The organism is Streptomyces sp. NPDC006393 (genome assembly GCF_040628575.1).
Classification (GTDB): Bacteria; Actinomycetota; Actinomycetes; order Streptomycetales; family Streptomycetaceae; genus Streptomyces.
This window is the reverse complement of sequence record NZ_JBEXZD010000039.1, coordinates 52,283-68,340: the sequence shown is the minus strand read 5'-3', so window position 1 is coordinate 68,340 and position 16,058 is coordinate 52,283. Positions and strand designations below refer to the sequence as shown.

At 72.5% G+C, this 16,058-nt stretch carries 16 protein-coding genes; 4 read left to right on the top strand and 12 right to left on the bottom strand.

Going from position 1 to position 16,058, the window contains the following annotated elements:
* Positions 1-61: 61 nt before the first annotated feature.
* The 10 genes from ABZ484_RS18595 to ABZ484_RS18550 form a co-directional block, all read right to left on the bottom strand.
* Complete coding sequence (locus tag ABZ484_RS18595; protein ID WP_358866960.1) at positions 62-685, bottom strand: hypothetical protein; 624 nt, start codon at positions 683-685, stop codon at positions 62-64.
* Positions 682-1,734, bottom strand: coding sequence for an acyl-CoA desaturase (locus ABZ484_RS18590; RefSeq protein WP_358866959.1), 1,053 nt, complete (start codon positions 1,732-1,734; stop codon positions 682-684). The genes ABZ484_RS18595 and ABZ484_RS18590 overlap by 4 nt, the downstream gene beginning before the upstream one ends.
* Positions 1,735-1,809: 75 nt before the next feature.
* Positions 1,810-2,790 carry a VlmB-like protein gene (locus tag ABZ484_RS18585; protein ID WP_358866958.1) on the bottom strand — a complete coding sequence of 327 codons (981 nt, stop codon included), beginning with the start codon at positions 2,788-2,790 and terminating at the stop codon, positions 1,810-1,812.
* 42 nt (positions 2,791-2,832) lie between these two features.
* Positions 2,833-3,873, bottom strand: a complete 1,041-nt coding sequence (locus tag ABZ484_RS18580) for a DUF2156 domain-containing protein (RefSeq protein ID WP_358866957.1) — start codon at positions 3,871-3,873, stop codon at positions 2,833-2,835.
* Positions 3,870-4,337: a hypothetical protein gene (locus ABZ484_RS18575; RefSeq protein ID WP_358866956.1), complete on the bottom strand. Its 468-nt coding sequence runs from the start codon at positions 4,335-4,337 to the stop codon at positions 3,870-3,872. Before ABZ484_RS18575 ends, ABZ484_RS18580 begins: the two co-directional genes overlap by 4 nt.
* Before the next feature lie 5 nt (positions 4,338-4,342).
* Entirely contained in the window at positions 4,343-5,242 is a 900-nt protein-coding gene (locus ABZ484_RS18570; protein WP_358866955.1) for an SAM-dependent methyltransferase, read from the bottom strand.
* A 127-nt stretch (positions 5,243-5,369) separates the two neighbouring features.
* Positions 5,370-6,923, bottom strand: coding sequence for an AarF/UbiB family protein (locus tag ABZ484_RS18565; protein WP_358866954.1), 1,554 nt, complete (start codon positions 6,921-6,923; stop codon positions 5,370-5,372).
* A 103-nt stretch (positions 6,924-7,026) separates the two neighbouring features.
* Positions 7,027-7,674 carry a hypothetical protein gene (locus ABZ484_RS18560; RefSeq protein WP_358866953.1) on the bottom strand — a complete coding sequence of 216 codons (648 nt, stop codon included), beginning with the start codon at positions 7,672-7,674 and terminating at the stop codon, positions 7,027-7,029.
* A 133-nt stretch (positions 7,675-7,807) separates the two neighbouring features.
* Complete coding sequence (locus ABZ484_RS18555) at positions 7,808-8,344, bottom strand: sigma-70 family RNA polymerase sigma factor (protein ID WP_358866952.1); 537 nt, start codon at positions 8,342-8,344, stop codon at positions 7,808-7,810.
* A gap of 353 nt (positions 8,345-8,697) precedes the next feature.
* Entirely contained in the window at positions 8,698-11,067 is a 2,370-nt protein-coding gene (locus ABZ484_RS18550; RefSeq protein ID WP_358866967.1) for a glycosyl hydrolase family 65 protein, read from the bottom strand.
* 511 nt (positions 11,068-11,578) lie between these two features.
* Between ABZ484_RS18550 and ABZ484_RS18545 the strand changes: the two genes are divergently transcribed.
* Positions 11,579-11,992 carry a VOC family protein gene (locus ABZ484_RS18545; RefSeq protein WP_358866951.1) on the top strand — a complete coding sequence of 138 codons (414 nt, stop codon included), beginning with the start codon at positions 11,579-11,581 and terminating at the stop codon, positions 11,990-11,992.
* Positions 11,993-12,044: 52 nt separating this feature from the next.
* Here the strand turns inward: ABZ484_RS18545 and ABZ484_RS18540 are convergent, their stop codons facing one another.
* A complete protein-coding gene (locus tag ABZ484_RS18540) occupies positions 12,045-13,196 on the bottom strand; it encodes an MFS transporter (protein ID WP_358866966.1) in 1,152 nt (383 codons plus the stop codon).
* 216 nt (positions 13,197-13,412) lie between these two features.
* Between ABZ484_RS18540 and ABZ484_RS18535 the strand changes: the two genes are divergently transcribed.
* The 3 genes from ABZ484_RS18535 (at position 13,413) to ABZ484_RS18525 (ending at position 14,798) form a co-directional block, all read left to right on the top strand.
* Entirely contained in the window at positions 13,413-13,892 is a 480-nt protein-coding gene (locus ABZ484_RS18535; RefSeq protein WP_358866950.1) for a hypothetical protein, read from the top strand.
* Positions 13,893-13,993: 101 nt separating this feature from the next.
* A complete protein-coding gene (locus ABZ484_RS18530) occupies positions 13,994-14,437 on the top strand; it encodes a pyridoxamine 5'-phosphate oxidase family protein (RefSeq protein ID WP_358866949.1) in 444 nt (147 codons plus the stop codon).
* A 10-nt stretch (positions 14,438-14,447) separates the two neighbouring features.
* Positions 14,448-14,798, top strand: coding sequence for a cupin domain-containing protein (locus ABZ484_RS18525; RefSeq protein ID WP_358866948.1), 351 nt, complete (start codon positions 14,448-14,450; stop codon positions 14,796-14,798).
* A gap of 493 nt (positions 14,799-15,291) precedes the next feature.
* Here ABZ484_RS18525 and narI read toward each other — a convergent pair whose 3' ends face one another.
* Complete coding sequence (gene narI, locus ABZ484_RS18520; protein ID WP_358866965.1) at positions 15,292-16,032, bottom strand: respiratory nitrate reductase subunit gamma; 741 nt, start codon at positions 16,030-16,032, stop codon at positions 15,292-15,294.
* Positions 16,033-16,058 lie beyond the last annotated feature (26 nt).

Genomic DNA, 16,058 nt, shown 5'->3' with positions numbered 1-16,058 from the left:
ACCAGGTCGTCGACGCCCACGAACTGCGTGGTGCGGGGGCCCCACCGCTGTGTTCACCGGATCAGTACGCCGTGCAGCGGCCCTTCTCGCCGTTCCAGAAGCACACCTGGCCGACCACGTCGAAGCCCGCGACGCCGTTGGGGTCGATCTTGTCGAAGCGGGGGACGGGGATCTGCAGGCCGTTGATGCCGTCACCGGCGAGCGGGCCGCTGGTCACGGTGCGGTCCGGGACGGGACTGCCCTTCTTCAGCTCGCCGTTGAAGTAGAGGGAGCCCTCCTCCCCGGTGTTCCACACGCCGCTGCCGGTGCCCTCCACGGAGAACGTCGGTACCGGCAGCGCGCCGAACCTGCCGTTGCCGTGGACGTGGAAGACGATGTCGGTCAGCTCCGGCGCCGCTCCGTCGGGCGAACGGCAGTCGCGGTAGCCGATGTGCCCGGTCACCTGCGCATCGCGGGCCAGCACGCCGAGCGGCGGGCTGAAGTTCACCTCGGCGTCGAGCCGGCACACGAGGTCGGGCACCGGCGCCGGGACCGCGGCCTGGGCGGCCTGGCCGCCCGGGGCGAGCAGGCCGAGGCCGGCCAGCAGGACGGCGGGCAGCAGCGCCCTGCCCGGTCGGGTGCGGCGCGGCGTGCGCGACGGCTTCGGGACGGTCTTCATCTGCTGGTGTCCTCTCTGTCGGATCATGCGGTGACGGTCCCCGAGCGCAGTACCTCGCTCGCGGAGCCGAGGTGGCGCGAGAGGTCCCGGTAGGACTCCAGGACCCCCGTCTCGGTGTAGGCGATGCCGCGCTCGGCGCAGAACCGCTTGACGATCGGGTAGGCGTGCCGGAGCGCGGAGCGCGGCATGCCGGGGTACAGGTGGTGTTCGATCTGGTAGTTGAGGCCGCCGTAGAAGAAGTCGCCGATCAGGCCGGTGGGCAGGGTGCGCGAGGTGAGCACCTGGCGTTCCAGCCAGCTCCACTCGCCGCCGGTCCGGGTGGGCAGCCCTTTGTGGTTGACGGCGAAGGCCAGCCCGAGCAGGTAGCCGAGCAGTACCTGGTGGACCGTCAGGAACAGCAGCACACTCGGCCAGGGCAGCAGCCAGCACAGCGCGCCGAAGAACAGCACCGCGTGCAGGGCCATCAGGCCGCCCTCCAGCCAGGGACGGCGCAGGGCGCGCCGGCGCAGCGCGATGACCCCGGCGATGCGCAGCACCACGGCCTCCAGGCCGAGCAGCGGGAAGAACAGATGGCGCTGGTGGGCGGCGATGAACCGGGCGAAACCGGTGCGCTGCCGGGCCTGTTCGGGTGCGAAGATCGCCACCCGGCGCAGGATGTCGGGGTCCAGCTCCAGGTGGTTGGGGTGGTTGTGGTGCCGGTTGTGGTGCTGCACCCACCAGCCGAAGCACACACCGAGCATGAGGTTGCCGTGGACCAGGCCGAGCGTGCGGATGGTCTTCTGGGAGCGGCTGATCTGCCGGTGTCCGGCGTCGTGCAGCAGGAAGGCGAGCTGCTCGTGCCAGACCGCCAGCCAGAGCGCCGCCAGGACCACCTGCCACCAGGCGTGGTCGCAGAGCGCGAGCGCCGCCCAGCCGACGGCGTTCATCAGCCACACCGCCGCGATGGCGGTGGCGTACTGCCCCTTGCGGGGTCGCATCAGCCCGGCCGCCGTGACGCGCCGGGTCAGTTCGCGGAAGTCCTCCTCCGCCGCGCCCGGTTCACGCGGTGCGGAGTCGACTGCCGGGATGTCGCTCATGGGGGTGACACCAGCCCTTTCGTTCTCGGTGATGTGCGGGGTCGCAGGGCAGCGAGTGGGCTACGGGGGCGCGCCTCACGGCGCCAGCCCCATGTCGGCGAGCCGTGCCCGCTGGGTGTTCCGGGCCCACTCGGCGGCGGTCAGCATCCGCTCCTCGGCGGTGGTGTCGGCCAGCCGGCGGCCCGGCCACACCTCGTACGCCCCGGCGAGGTCGCGGTGCTCCTCGAGGCCCTGCTGGTAGAGCTGTTCGCGCCGGAGTGTCAGGTCCTGTACCGGCAGCCCGGACCACAACTCCGTGCCCCGCGCGATGAGTTCGCCGATGCGCTGCCGGTCCTCGGGGTGGCGTTCCAGGTGCCGCCGGACGATGGTGGTGCCGACGGAGAGGTGGCGGATCTCGTCGATGCCCGCGGCCCGCTCGATCTGGGCGGCGGCCGGGTCGAACGGCCACCACTTGCGCTCGCTGAGCTCCGCGGTGGGGGCGAGCACGCCCTCGACGAGGACCGTGAGCGTGATGACTCCGCCGATGTAGTCGCGTTCGTCCCGCAGGACGCGGAGGCCGAACTCCTCCAGCGGCGCGAGGATCGCGTCGCGGTCCGCGCCGGCGAGGTCCTCCATGACCGCCTCCAGCTCTCCCTTCCCGACGCCGAGTTCGAGGAGGTGGCCGCGGAAGGCGTAGGCGTGCCGGGCCTCGTCCATCAGCTGGGTGGTGTAGAAGTCCATGCCGGCGAGGTCGGGGGCGTGGGCGACCAGGTAGGAGATGGCTCGGGCCGCCTTCTCCTCGGCCATGGAGCGGAAGGCCAGCTCCTGCATGACCGCCTGCCGCAGGGGTCCTTCGCGCAGCATGTGGTCCGGGACCGTGACGTCCGGGGTGCGGCCCATGGGGTCCCCGGCGAGGGTGCCCTCGGGCACGGCGCGGAACCAGTAGCCGAGGTCGCAGCCCTCAGGGGTCAGGTCGGCGTGGAGTGCGCCGTCGAGCAGGCTCGGGGCCCGGTTCCGGTCGGCCTCGGCGGGGATCTCGGTGGTACGGGCCGGGCCGTGGACGATGGATGTGGTCATGTCTGCCTTTCTGCTCACGATGGAGGCGGGCGCCGCGCGGTCTCAGACGGCCTTCGTCAGCCGCATCAGGCGCCATACGGCGCCGGGGGTCACTCCGCCCTGGAAGGCCAGGTACTCGGGTTCGATCTGCTGCGGCCGCCACTTGAGCTTGAAGGACTCCTGGGTGGCCGCCGGGTAGATCGCCCGGCCCTTGGCCGCCACGAGCTCCAGACAGCGCCGCAGCGCACCGCTGGTGGGCCCGAAGTCGCAGGCGTCCGGACGAAGTCGCACGAAAGGGGTGAAGCCCAGGTGCAGCCAGGCACAGTCCTCGTCCTGGAAGCGGCGCAGCGCCGTGGCGAAGACCAGCTCGACGGTGCCGGGCGGCGCCTCGGGCCGACGCCGCGTCAGGTCGTAGAGCCAACCCGCGCGTTCGCCGAAGACGGGCGAGTACGACACGTAGGCGACCGTCCGTCCGGCGTGCCGGGCGGTGAACAGCCGTCGGTGCGGTGCCCCGGGGCCGCCGCGTTCGCCGATGAGGAAGTCCAGCTCCTTCACATGGCGGCCCTTGTCCCGCAGCCAGGCCCGGTCCACGGCGTCGAGCGCGGCGGTGACGATCGGGCTGTCGCGCTCGGCGGCGGTCACCTCGGTGACGGTCACGCCCTCGCGGCGCGCCCGGTTGACCATGTTGCGCACCTTGACCATGCGCTGCCCGCCGAGGCCGTAGCCGTCGAGGTGGATGCTGAAGGAGGCGCCGAACTGGTTGACGGTGAAGCCGTGGCGGGCGTGCAGTTCGGCCGCCGGGCGCGAGAGCTGGACGGCGGCGACCCGGCGGCCGTCGCTCGCGGCCTTCGCCAGCAGTGCGGTGAGCAGCAGATCCTGGTCGCGCGCCGCGCAGACCGGTCCGCCCAGCGGGAACAGGTGCCGCCGGCCGCCTTCCCGGTAGGGCACGAATCCGTCGATGCCGGCCGCCCGGAAGCGTTGGTTGCCCGCGTTCAGGGCGAGGAAGGCGCTGCTGTGGCCGGCGTGGCGGCGCAGCATGGCGTAGGCCTCGTCGTCGGTGAGGGCCCGCGGCGGCGGTGCCTGGCGTGCCTGCCGGGTGCTCACCGGGTGGCCGCCTGGTGCCAGGGCACGGACGCGAAGTCCCGCAGCGCGGACTGGACCGACGGGTGCGGGCGGGGCTCGAAGGACACGGTGAAGGACTTGACGAAGTTGCCGAACAGGGCGCGGTCCCCGAACAGATGGATCGGCAGCACCAGCAGCGCCCACTCCCAGCCGTGCAGCAGGACCCAGGCGCCGAGGACGGTGCCCTGCACGCTCAGGCTGTGCATGGTGTTGTAGAGCACGTAGTAGACCCGGGAGATGCGCCGGTCGGGGCTGCGGTGGTAGGCGACGGCGCCGGGGATGTAGCCGATGAGGTCGACGTAGAGGAAGAGCACGGCGGCCACCCACCAGCGCACCTCGGCGAGGTGGGCGAGGAAGAACCCGGCGGCCACGAACAGTCCGAGCAGGTACTCCAGGCGCAGCAGCCGGTAGGTGGTGGGGGTCTGGCACAGGTTGTGGCCGTCCATCGCGGTCACCGTCCGCCGGCCGGGCGGGCGGCGGTCACCAGGAGCATGCTCTGCTTCTCCAGGCCGGGGTGGGCGGCCAGGTGGGGGGCGAAGCGCTCGACGGCGTACGGCAGGGCGAGCAGGTCGGCGACCTGGGCCTGCCAGCCGCGCTCGCCCCACCAGTGCTCGGCGTCGGCGAGGTGCCACACCCACGGTGTGCCCGAGCCGGACAGCGCCTCCAGCCAGGGGCGGACGAAGGGCGAGTCGGCGGCGTCGGCGTTCAGACACTCGGCGCCCAGCGTGCTGCCGGGCGCGGACAGCTCGCCCGCGACGGCGACCAGACGGTCCACGGCCTCGGGCGCCAGGTAGAACAGGAGTCCCTCGCACAGCCAGGCGGTGGGCCGGCCGGGGTCGAACCCGGCGGAGAGCAGCGGGCCGCGCCAGTCGGAGAGCAGGTCGGCGGCGACCGGGATACGGCGGGCGACGGCCGGAGCATGGCCGGCCACGATCCGCTCCTTGAAGGCGTGCACGGCCGGCAGGTCGACCTCGAAGAGGCCGATGCCGTCGGGCCAGTCGAGCCGGTGGGCGCGGGTGTCGAGCCCCGCCCCCAGCAGGACCACCTGCGAGAGGCCCGCGCGGGTGACGGCGAGGAGGTGGTCGTCGAAGAACCGGGTGCGCACCGCCAGCCAGTCGGGCAGCACCTGCTGGAGCACGCCGCTGCCCGGCGGGCTGCCCGCCTCCCGGGCGCGGGCCAGGAACTCGGCGGCCAGCGGATCGTCGAAGAGGGCGTCGGCCCGGACGGACTCCTGGGCCCGCATCCGGACGGTCCACAGGGCCGTCCCGGAGACGCCGTCCAGCGCGGCGGCGGGTGACGGCGCGCTCTCGTGCCGGTGAGAGGTGTCGTCGTGCTGCGGGAAGTTGGGCATGGATCGGGATCCTTCGCGGGAAGTGGTACGAGGGAGCTGGTACGTCGCGTCGCGTCGCGTCGTGACGCGTGGTGCGTGTGCCGGGCCGGTGCGCCGGCGCCGGGTCAGCGCGGCGAACGGCGCCGGGTCAGCGCGGCGAACGGCGCCGGTCGAGCAGGAGGGCAGCCGCGCCCAGCGCCATCAGGCCGCGCGAGGGCGACCACGGGCGCTGACCGCCCATGGCGGCCGGGGTGTAGGGCTCGTTGACTTGAAGGGCGAAGCGGCGGTTGGCCGCGTCGGCCAGCACCCCGCGCCACTGCTCGGGTCCGGAGGTCACGGCCGTGAGCAGGTCCATGGTGTTGCGGGCGACCTGGTCGAGGGAGAAGTACTCGCGCAGCAGGGAGACGATGATGCCGCGCACCTCCGCCTTGAAGACCTCCGCGAGGGCGATGTCGGGTGCCAGGCAGCGCACCGACCCCTCGAGGTTGGCGAAGGACTTGCCGAGCAGGGAGATGGACGGCGCGGATCCGATGCCCCGTCGGGTGGCCTTCTCCAGGACGGTGGTCAGGGACACACCGAAGTTGATGTCCTCCAGGGAGGCCGTGGCGACCTTGGGCACCAGGGCGGCCATGTCCGAGGCGAAGGCCGGCAGGTTGGACCAGGCGGTGACCCGGCCCATGTCCGCCCAGGCCCAGGCCAGGCCGTGGCCGTCGTTCTGCGCGATGGACATCAGCAGCGGCAGGAGTCGCAGGCTGGTGCGCCGGTCGAGCCGGCCGACCATGCCCCAGTCGATGAGGGTGGCCGGACCGCCGGGCTGGGCGAAGACGTTGCCGGCGTGCGGGTCGGCGTGGAACATCCGGTCGACGAAGTAGCCCCGGTACATGAAGCGCAACAGGTCCTTGCCGATGTCCATGCGTTCGCGCTCGCTGAACATCCGCCGGTCGACGTGGCGCACGGAGGTGCCGGGCGCGAGCGACTGCACCAGCACCTTGGGGGTGGCGTGCACGACACGGGGCACTTCCAGGTTGGGGTAGCGGCGGATGTTCTCGCGGGCCTCGTCCATGTTGCGGGCCTCGCCGGTGAAGTCGAGTTCGGGCTCCATGGCGTCGAAGATGGAGTCGAGCATCGCCTCGACGTCGATGACCTCGTTGAAGCGGGGCGCGGTGCGCGCCACCATCCGTGACGCCTTGCGCATCAGGGCCATGTCGGCGCGGACGGTGTCCCGGATGCCGGGGCGCTGGACCTTGATGACGGCGGGCCGGCCGCCGGGCAGCCGCACCCGGTAGACCTGTGCCAGCGAGGCGGCGCCGAGCGGGCGGGTGGTGTCGACGTCGTCGAAGCACAGCTTCCAGTCCGGGCCGAGCTCCTGCGCCAGCACGGGTTCGAAGACGGAGAACGGCTGGACGTCGACCTGGTCGTGGAGGTTCTGGAGCTCGGCGATCATGGTGGGGGGCACCATGTCGGGGCGGGTGGACAGGATCTGCCCGAGTTTGACGTAGAACGGGCCGAGACTCTCCAGGGCCTGGCGGACCGCTCGCGCACGGCGGGCCCCGTCCTCGCCGGGGCGCGCGTCCGCGTCCGGTGAGGCCCGGTCCCGTCCGGACTGCCGGCGGGATCGCGCCAGTTGGCCGACCTCGTCGGTGACGAGGCTTCCCAGCACCTTCACCACCAGCCGCAGCCGGCTGCCGAGCGGGGCACTCATGTGCCGCAACCTCCTGAGGTGTGACGGGGCATGTCGGTTCCGCCGGTCCTGCACCGGGCGGGAGGCGTGTCCGCCCGGTGTGCGCGGGGCGCCGGGGACGGGTTCAGCTGCCCTTGCGAGCGGCGGGCGTGGTGGCGCCGGCGAGCGGCCCGGCGACCTTCTGGACGTTCTCCAGCACGCTCGCCAGGTTGGCGACGAGCTCGGTGAGCTGGGCGAGCTGGCCCGGCAGCTGGGCCAGTCCCGAGGCGACGTCCGCCGCTCCCGAGACGGCCGAGGCCGCGCCGCCGGCGACCTGGCCGAGCGCGGCGAGGGGGTTCGCGCCGCCCGAGAGGGCCCCGAGCGGGTTGCCGGCGCCCGCCGCGCCGGTGAGGGCGCCGAGCGGGTTGGCGGCCGCCGGGGCGAGGGCCGCGAGGGGGTTGGCGGCGCCGGCGACGGCTGCCAGCGGGTTGCCGGCCGCGCCGGTCAGCGCGGCGAGCGGGTTGGGGGCGCCGCCGGCCGCGGCGTTGGCGGCGTGGGCCAGTGCGGCCACGGGGTTGGCCACTCCGCCCAGGGCGGAGAGCGCGCTGACCGTCCGCAGGACGTCGCCGGGCAGCCCGGTGAGCGCCTGGTAGGGGTTCAGGGCACCGAACCAGTCGCCGGAGTTGCGGTCGTCGTCCTTCCGGTCGAGCATTTCGTCGAATGCCTTCTTGGTGCTGTCGGCGATGTCGCCGATGAGGTCCTTGATGGTGTCCTGGGTGTTGTTCTTGCCCACGGCCGTTTCCCTTTCTTTTACCCCTCGAAATCAAAGGGGTGCCATCACGGAATTGTTCTCGAGAATCCAGCTGCCGATTCCGCAGAATTCACTGAATCCCGGGAGCGGATTCAAGTGGATTCCTTGCGCCCCTTCAGGCCATGACGCCGTCCAGCGCGCGGGCGCACACCAGGCGCAGCCGGGCCCGGCCCCGAGTGAATGCACCCTCGGCGGCCTTGACCGAGATCTGGTGCATGCGCGCGAATTCCAGCGTGGAGATCCCCTGGGCGCGGGCGAGCACCACCTGGCGCTCCCGTCCGCGCAGCAGGTCGACCTGGCCGAGCAGCCAGCGCCCGAAGTCCTGGTCGCACACGCCCTCGTCCGGCAGTTCCGGAACGCGCGCCTCGGCCGCACGGCGCAGCAGCCGACGGCGTCGTTCCTGCTCACGGTAGTGATCGACACACAGGCGCAGGGCGACCGAGGTCAGAAAGGGCCCGATCCGCTCATGGTCGAGGTTGCCGTGCGCGGCAGCCCGGAGCATCGCCTCCTGTACGCAGTCCTCCGCGTCCTGGGCGTTCGGCAGCCGGCGGCGGACCAGTCGCATCAGGCGTTCACGGTGGCCGGCGATGACATCCCAGGAGAATTCTCGCTGAAACTCTTTGGCATGATTGAGCTCTTCAGAACAGTCCACGAAATCCTCCGCCCGTCACCCCGGAAAATGTCCTGCACGGGACATCAGCAAACGGGGGAAGAGGACGTCCACTCATCCGCGTGAAGATGACCGGACAGCGGTACGCGAGGTTCCGCTTCGTGTTAATCTGACAGATGAAAGAGGCCGTGGGGTCGATTTCCGGAAGCCATCGGCGAATAAATCCGGCCAGCCGAAACGTACCGGCAGGCGCGGAAACGTGCCAGCACTGGGGAAAGCGTGACGGAACCCGGGACGCACGGCCGCGGCACGAGAGCCCGCGTCACAGCGGTACGGGCGTCACGGTCGGTAGCGGCGCCACGGTCGGCACTGGCATCACGTGCGGTACCGCCGCATCACTCGGGCAGGTCCACGTGGCACGTCTCCCCCGGCCGGACCTGGACGGCCCGGCCGGCCACCCGGACGTCGATCGGTGAGCGGTCGGAGTGGGGCACGGCGATCTCCGTCCGGCTGTGCCCCAGTCGCAGCCGGACTCCCCAGTGGCCCTGGTAGCGGAGGGAGAAGCCGTAGGAGGACAGCTCCGGCAGCGGGGCGGGTTCGAGCCGGAGCGCGCCCTCGCGGGTCTCCAGGCCGGGCAGTCCGCGCTGGACCAGATCGAGGGTGCCCGCCATGGCGCCGAGGTGGATGCCCTCGCCGGTGGTGCCGCCCTGGAGATCGGCGACGTCGCCGCGCAGGGCCTCCTGGACGAAGGTCCATGCCTCGGAGCGCCGGCAGCGGGCCAGCACCCAGCCGTGCACCAGGCCGCTCAGGGTCGAGCCGTGACTGGTCCGGTCCAGGTAGTGGTCGACGGTGCGCTGCCAGAGTTCCTCGTCGAGGTGGTGGCCCAACCGGCCGAACAGCGCGATCAGTTCGCAAGGCGAGAAGAGGTAGCCGAGCATGAGCACATCGGCCTGCTTGGACGCCTTGTAGCGGTTGACCGTGTCGCCCTCGGCCTCCAGGATCCGGTCCAGGCGGCGGATGTCGTCGTAGCGCCTGCGGTAGCCGGCCCAGTCGAGTTCCTCCAGGTCGCCGTATCTTTCGAACTGGCTGATGACGCCGTCGTGGAAGGGCACGTACAGGGTGCGGGAGATCTCCTCCCACTGTTCCAGTTCGGCGTCGTCGAGGCCGGTGCGCTCGACGAGTTCGCGCCGGCGCGGCTCCGGCAGGGTGCGCAGCAGTTCCAGGGCGCGGGCGAGCACCCAGGCGGCCGTGACGTTGGTGTAGGCGTTGTCGTCGAGACCGGGCCGGTCGGCGTCCGGGTAGGCGTCGTGGTACTCGTCGGGGCCCATCACGCCCAGGATGCGGTGCCGTCCGAGGCCTTCGTCCCAGGTGGCCGAGTCGGCCCAGAAGCGGGCGACCTGAAGGAGCATCTCGGCGCCCTGGGTGTGCAGGAAATCGGCGTCGCCACTCGCCTCGCAGTACCGCCACACGTTGTAGGCGACGGCCGAGCCGACGTGCCGCTGGAGGTGCGAGTGGTCCGGCAGCCAGCGCCCGGAGTGCGGATTGAGGTGCAGCCGCTGGGTCTCCTCCCGGCCGTCGCTGCCGCTCTGCCATGGATACATGGCGCCCCGCCGGCCGGCCGCGCGCGCCGCCGCACAAGCCTGTGTCAGGCGCCGGTGACGGTAGTGCAGCAGGGCGCGGGAGACCTCGGGCAGGTGCAGGTTGAGATACGGCAGGACGAACAGCTCGTCCCAGAAGACGTGTCCCCGGTAGGCCTCGCCGTGCAGTCCGCGGGCGGGCACGCCGACGTCCAGGTCCGCGGTGTGCGGGGAGAGGGTCTGGAGCACGTGGAACAGGTGCAGACGCAGGATGCGGCCCGGCTCGCCGGGGACGTCGATCTCGGTCAGGCGCCACAGCTGGTCCCAGGCCGCCCGGTGGCTGCGCAGCAGGTCGTCGAAGCCGGGCGCCGACTCCACCCGTTCGGTCGCGGCACACCGCGGGTCGCTGATGGCCGGGTCGCGCGAGGTGTGCACCGCGGCGGTCTTGTCGACGGTGACGGTGCGGCCGGGCTCCACCCGCACGCGCAGCCGCTGGACGGCGCGCGGGTGCTCGTGGCGGGTCGCGACCGGTCCGCCGCCGGTCAGCCGGGTGGCCATGCCGATCCGGATGTCGGAGGTACGGGTGCGGCAGCGCAGCCACACCGTGCCGGGCTCGGCCGTGCCGGTGTGCACATGGGTGAGGTGATGGCCGTCCAGTTCCCGGTAGCGGGGCACCCCGGCGTTGGTGACGCCTCCGTCGATCGCCGCCTCGACCTCGAGGTCCGCCGTGAAGCCCTCGGCGGTGAACTCGGTGCGCAGCGCGGCCAGATGCGGATCGGCCATGTGCACGATCCGCTGCTGGCGCACGGTCAGCGCCCGTCCCGCCCCGAGCCCGAAGCGGGTACGGCGCTCCAGTAGACCGCAGTCCACGTGCAGGACCTGCTGGTGTTCGAGGACGGTCGCCGTGTCCGGGGTGAGCCAGTCGCCGTCCGCGAGCCGGAAGCGCAGCGGCAGCCAGTTGGGCAGGTTGACCATGTCCTCGTTCTCGACCTGACGGCCCGCGACCTCGGAGGTGAGCCGGTTGTAGCAGCCCGCCACATAGGTTCCCGGGTAGTGCACGCCGTCCGCGTAGCACTCCGGCAGGGCCCCGCGGGTGGCGAAGCAGCCGTTGCCCAGCGTGCACAGCGCCTCCCGCAGGCGCTCCTGGGCAGGGTCGTAGCCGTCGTACTCCCACGTCCCGGCCGTCAGGGTGGTCGTCACCGCCGTCACCGCCATCACCGGCCCTCTCCGTCATCGGCCCCGCCGCTCTTCTCGGCCCCGCCGCTCTTCTCGGCCCCGCCGCTCTTCATCGTCCCTCCCCCGTCTTCGTCGGCCCGCCGCCTCGTGGGGCGGCACGTGGTCCCGTTGTCACCGTCGCATCCGGGGCGCCCGGACGCGAGGGCGGTCCGGCCGGGAGCAGGCGCGGCTCGGGTGCCGGCCGCGATCCCGGCCGGCGGGGCCCGGGCGTGCCGGGCCGCGCGTCCGAGGTGCTGATCCGCGCCTCGGACGGGGCGGAACTCCTATGACCACCGGGACCGCACTCGCTGATCCGGTATGACCTCGGACGGCTCCGAAGGGGGCGGCCCGCCCGTGTCCCCCGCACCGTCAACTCAGGATCCATCGCAGCTTCGTGAGACCGCGTGCCGCGTCGACGGGCCGTTGTCAGTGGTCCGCGTTACTGTGCCCGCAAGTGACCCTAGGCCCCGTTCAGGAGGCACTCATGGCATCCCGTCTCAACCCCTACCTCAGCTTCGACGGCACCGCCCGGCAGGCGATGGAGTTCTACAAGGACGTCTTCGGCGGCACCCTGGCCCTCAACACCTACGGTGACGTCGGCCAGCCGGGGGGCGCGGACGCCGACCGGATCATGCACGCCATGCTGGAGACCCCGGGCGGCTTCACGCTGATGGCCGCCGACATCCCGCCCGGTATGGAGCACACCCCCGGCACGAACATCACGGTGAGCCTGAGCGGCGACGACGACGCCGATCTGCGCGGCTACTGGGAGAAGCTGTCCGCCGGCGGCTCGGTGGCCGTGCCGCTGGAGAAGCAGATGTGGGGTGATGTGTTCGGCATGTGCACGGACCGGTTCGGCATTCCGTGGATGGTCGACATCACGGGCCCGCAGAGCTGACGCCGACGCCGTAGCGCCGCCGGGCGGCCGGCCGAAGCCGTGGCGAACGCCGTCACCGGCCCGGTGATCGCACCGCCGCCGTGCGGTGGGCGAGGGCCAGCAGGGGCAGCCCGGCGGCCACCAGGACGGCCAGGGCGGCGTATCCGCAGGTGAGAGTGGCGGTAGCGGCGACGGCGCCGACGACCAGCGGGCCACCGGCGTCGCCGAGTTCCCGGCCCAGTTCGGCGGCGCCCATGGTTTGGCCGAGGCGCTCCGCGGGGGTGGCCGCCGCCAGGGCGGCGAAGCCGAGGGGTGTGATCACACCGGTTCCGGTGCCGATGAGGGCGGCGGCGAGGAGTACGCCGGCCGCGCCGGGCAACGTCGCGGCCGCGAGTCCGGCGGCGGTCACGGCGAGTCCGGCCGCCAGCCCGGTGCGCACGGTCAGGCGTCCGGCGTCCAGGGCACGGCCGGTGCGGAGCTGGACGACGGCCGCGCACAGCGCGAGCACGGAGACGGCCGCCCCGGTGGTGATGGTGCCGAGTCCGGCGGCGGCTCCGGAGACGGGCAGGAAGCCGACGCCGGCGGAGAGCGCGGCGGTGGCGGCCGCGAGGGCGCCGGTCGGGCCGAGGAAGGCGGGGTCGGCGAGCCGGCGGGCGAGGTCGAGGAGCGTCTGGCGCCCGCGCGGAAGGGGCGGCACGGGCGGGACGGCGGTCGCCACCCAGACGGCCACCGCCGTGCCGAGCACGGCCAGGACGCCGAACAGCAGGCGCAGCCCGCCCGCCCACACCAGGACGCCGCCGAGGAGCGGGCCCGCGGTGTAGCCGATGGACTTGCAGAAGCCGTAGCCGCCGAACGCCCGGCCGTGGGCGGCGGCGGGGCTGAGCCGGGCCACCGTCGCGGAGGCCGCCGGGGAGAACGCGGAGGCGGCCGCGCCCTGGCCGAGGCGCGCGGCCCACAGCCATGGCGGGCTGCCGGCCACGGCGTACGCGGCGGAGGCGAGCGCGAAGGCCACGAGGCCGCCGAGGACGACCGGGCGGGGTCCGACGCGGTCGGCGAGGCTGCCGAAGACCGGCTTGAGCAGAACCTCCGCCGCGTCGTACAGGGCGAGGAGCCCGCCGAGCACCAGCAGGGACCTGACCGCGTCGGCGGAGCGGCCGCCCAGGTTGGCGGCGATGCCGTGAGCGCCGAAGGCGGTGGTGAACCCGGCCGCGTACAGCGGCCACATCCGCGCCGCCGCGGTGCCGTCCCCGTGCCGGGCGCCGGCGCGCGCGGTGGGTGTGCCGGTCATGCGTCGCCTCCGTCCGCGGCGGGTCCGGCCCGGTGCTGGGCGGTGAGACCAAGTATCCGGCGCGCATCGCAATCCGTCGGGCTGCCTGCCACGTATGTACGTCAGCGGGAATTCCCTCGAAGACGTCCCTTCCAGTGCTCAGCAGGAGCCCCCTTGAACTCCACCCATGCCCAACACGTCCCGAACTCCACCCATGCCCAAGACGTGCCGAACTCCACCCATGCCAAAGACGTTCCGTCCTTGACCGGCGCGGCAGCGGGCTGCGCCGTGGGCAACGCCGTGCTGCACACGCTGATGATCCCCGATCATCTCGAGGAGAAGTTCTACATCGGCGTCCTGTTCGCCGTGGGCAGCGCGATCATGCTCGCGGTGGCGGCGGGGCTTGTGTTCAGGAAACACCAGGCGGTGGCCTGGCTCATCGGGGCGCTCGTCAGCCTCGGCATGATCGTCGGCTTCGCCCTGTCCCGCACCGTCGGCCTGCCGTACGGCTATCGCGAGGACGGCTGGGAGGCGCCGTACGGCCCCCTGTCGCTGCTCGTCGAGGGACTCTTCGTCCTCGCGTTCCTGGTGCGCCTCGGCACCAGGCCGACGCCCCGCACACTCAATCCACTGCGAGATTTCGCAATGCGTTAGGTGTGGGAACCCTCCGGCCTCTCGCACCGCTACGTCCCGGCGGCGCAGGACGGGGCCGACCGGCCCTATCCCGTCACCGCGGCCGCGCAGACGATGGAGGAATGCTCCAGAACGAAGGCTTTGACGCACTCGACCGGCAGGAGTGCCTGCGCCTGCTGGCCAAGGTGCCGGTCGGCCGCGTGGTGTACACGCGACAGGCGCTGCCGGCGGTCCTCCCGGTCGACTTCTCCCTGGACACCGACGCCTCCGTGCTGCTGCGCACCTCGGCGGCCTCGGACCTCGTACGCGCCATCGACGGCGTGGTCGTCGCCTTCGAGGCGGACGAGTTCGACGCCACGACGCGTTCCGGATGGAGTGTGGTGATCACCGGACGGGCCACTGTGGTGACCGACCCGGCGGAACAGGGACGGCTGTCCAAGGTCGGCCCTGACTCCTGGATGCCGCAACGGGAGGCGGTCTTCGTCCGGATCGAGTCGGAAATGGTCACCGGACGCGAGCTGGGGACCATGGGTCCGGTCGCCGTACCCACCCCGTCCCAGCCCTGAGGAGTCCCGTATGTCCGCCACCGTGATCAGCGACCTGGCCGCCGAGCTGACCGTGCCCGAGGACGGCACGCTCAGCCGCGTGCTGTACCGCGACGACCGGCTGCGCGTGATCGGCTTCGCCTTCGCCGCAGGCCAGGAGCTGACCGAGCACACCTCGGCCCTGCCCGTCGTCATCCAGGTCGTCCAGGGCCGCCTCGAGCTGGTCATCGGCGGGCAGAAGACCGAGGCACGGCCTGGGAGCTGGATCCATCTGCCCGCCCGGCTCCCGCACAGCGTGCGGGCCGCCGAACCCAGCGTCATGCTGCTGACCATGCTGCCCGGCGCCGAACCGTCGGCGTCAGGGGCGCCCACCGCGGACTGAACCCCGTTTCCGGCCGGCATCCGGCACCTGTCACGGATGCGCGCCGGTCCCGCGCTTCTTCCCGGTGCGCGGCGCCAGCCCCAGGCAGCGCGGCACATGACGAACAGGGACCGGGCTCGGGCCGCACGGCCGGTTGAGGGACGTTCGGCCCGGAGAGCTGCCCCGCGCCGGTGTCGGGGCGGAGAGCGGAGAGTGGAGAGCGGAGACCAGCCGTATGGCCCTGACCGGTCAGGGCCATTGGGCCCTGTCGACCCCGTCGGTCATCGTGATCTCCTGAGGGGGCGGCCGGGTGCGCCTGTGTCTGCGGCTCCCGATCCCCCGTCCGGGACCGGAGAGCGCACCCGGTCCGCACGGACGCGGCGGCACCCCGCCGGCCGGGCGGCGACCGACGACGAGCAGGCTCGCACCGGAGGACGGCCGCACCACTCCTCCGGCCGCGGGCCTGGGCAGCGGGCGCGCGGACGCGCCTCCGCCCGGCTCGGCGCTCGCCGGGTCAGCCGACGCGTTCCCAGCCCCTTCGGGGCGGCCTGGTGCCGAGTTCGGCGTCGCGGCTGCGGTAGACGATGTACGGGCGGGTGAGGTAGCCGAGCGGGGCGGTGAGCATGTGGACGAGGCGGGTGAAGGGCCAGATCGCGAAGAGCACCAGTGCGCTGACGGCGTGCAGTTGGTAGAGCAACGGGGCGTCGCTCATCAGGTTCGGGTCCGGCTGTACGGCGAAGATGGAGCGGAACCAGGGGGAGATGGTCTCGCGGTAGTTGTAGCCGCCGCCGGCGATGTTCGCGTCGACGGTGGCGGCGAGGCCGAGTGCGATCGTCGTGGTGAGCGCGACGTACATGGCCTTGTCGTTGCGGGTGGTCGCGGAGAACACCGGGCCGACCGTGCGGCGCCGGTAGATCAGGATGGCGAGCCCGCCCAGGGTGCACACCCCCGCGACCGTGCCCAGCGTGACCGCCACCACGTGGTACTGGGTCTCGGTGACCCCGGCCGCCGCGGTCCAGCTCTCGGGAATGAGCAGGCCGACGACGTGGCCGATCAGCACCACCAGGATGCCGAAGTGGAACAGCGGGCTGCCGATGCGCAGCAGCCGCTTCTCGTACAGCTGCGAGGAGCGGGTGGTCCAGCCGAACTTGTCGTACCGGTAGCGCCAGACGTGGCCCAGGACGAAGACCGCCAGGGCGATGTACGGCAGTACCACCCACAGCAGGATGCCGCCGGTGCCGGCCCCGGCAGCCATGGTGGGGGTGGGGTTCGGCCACGTCG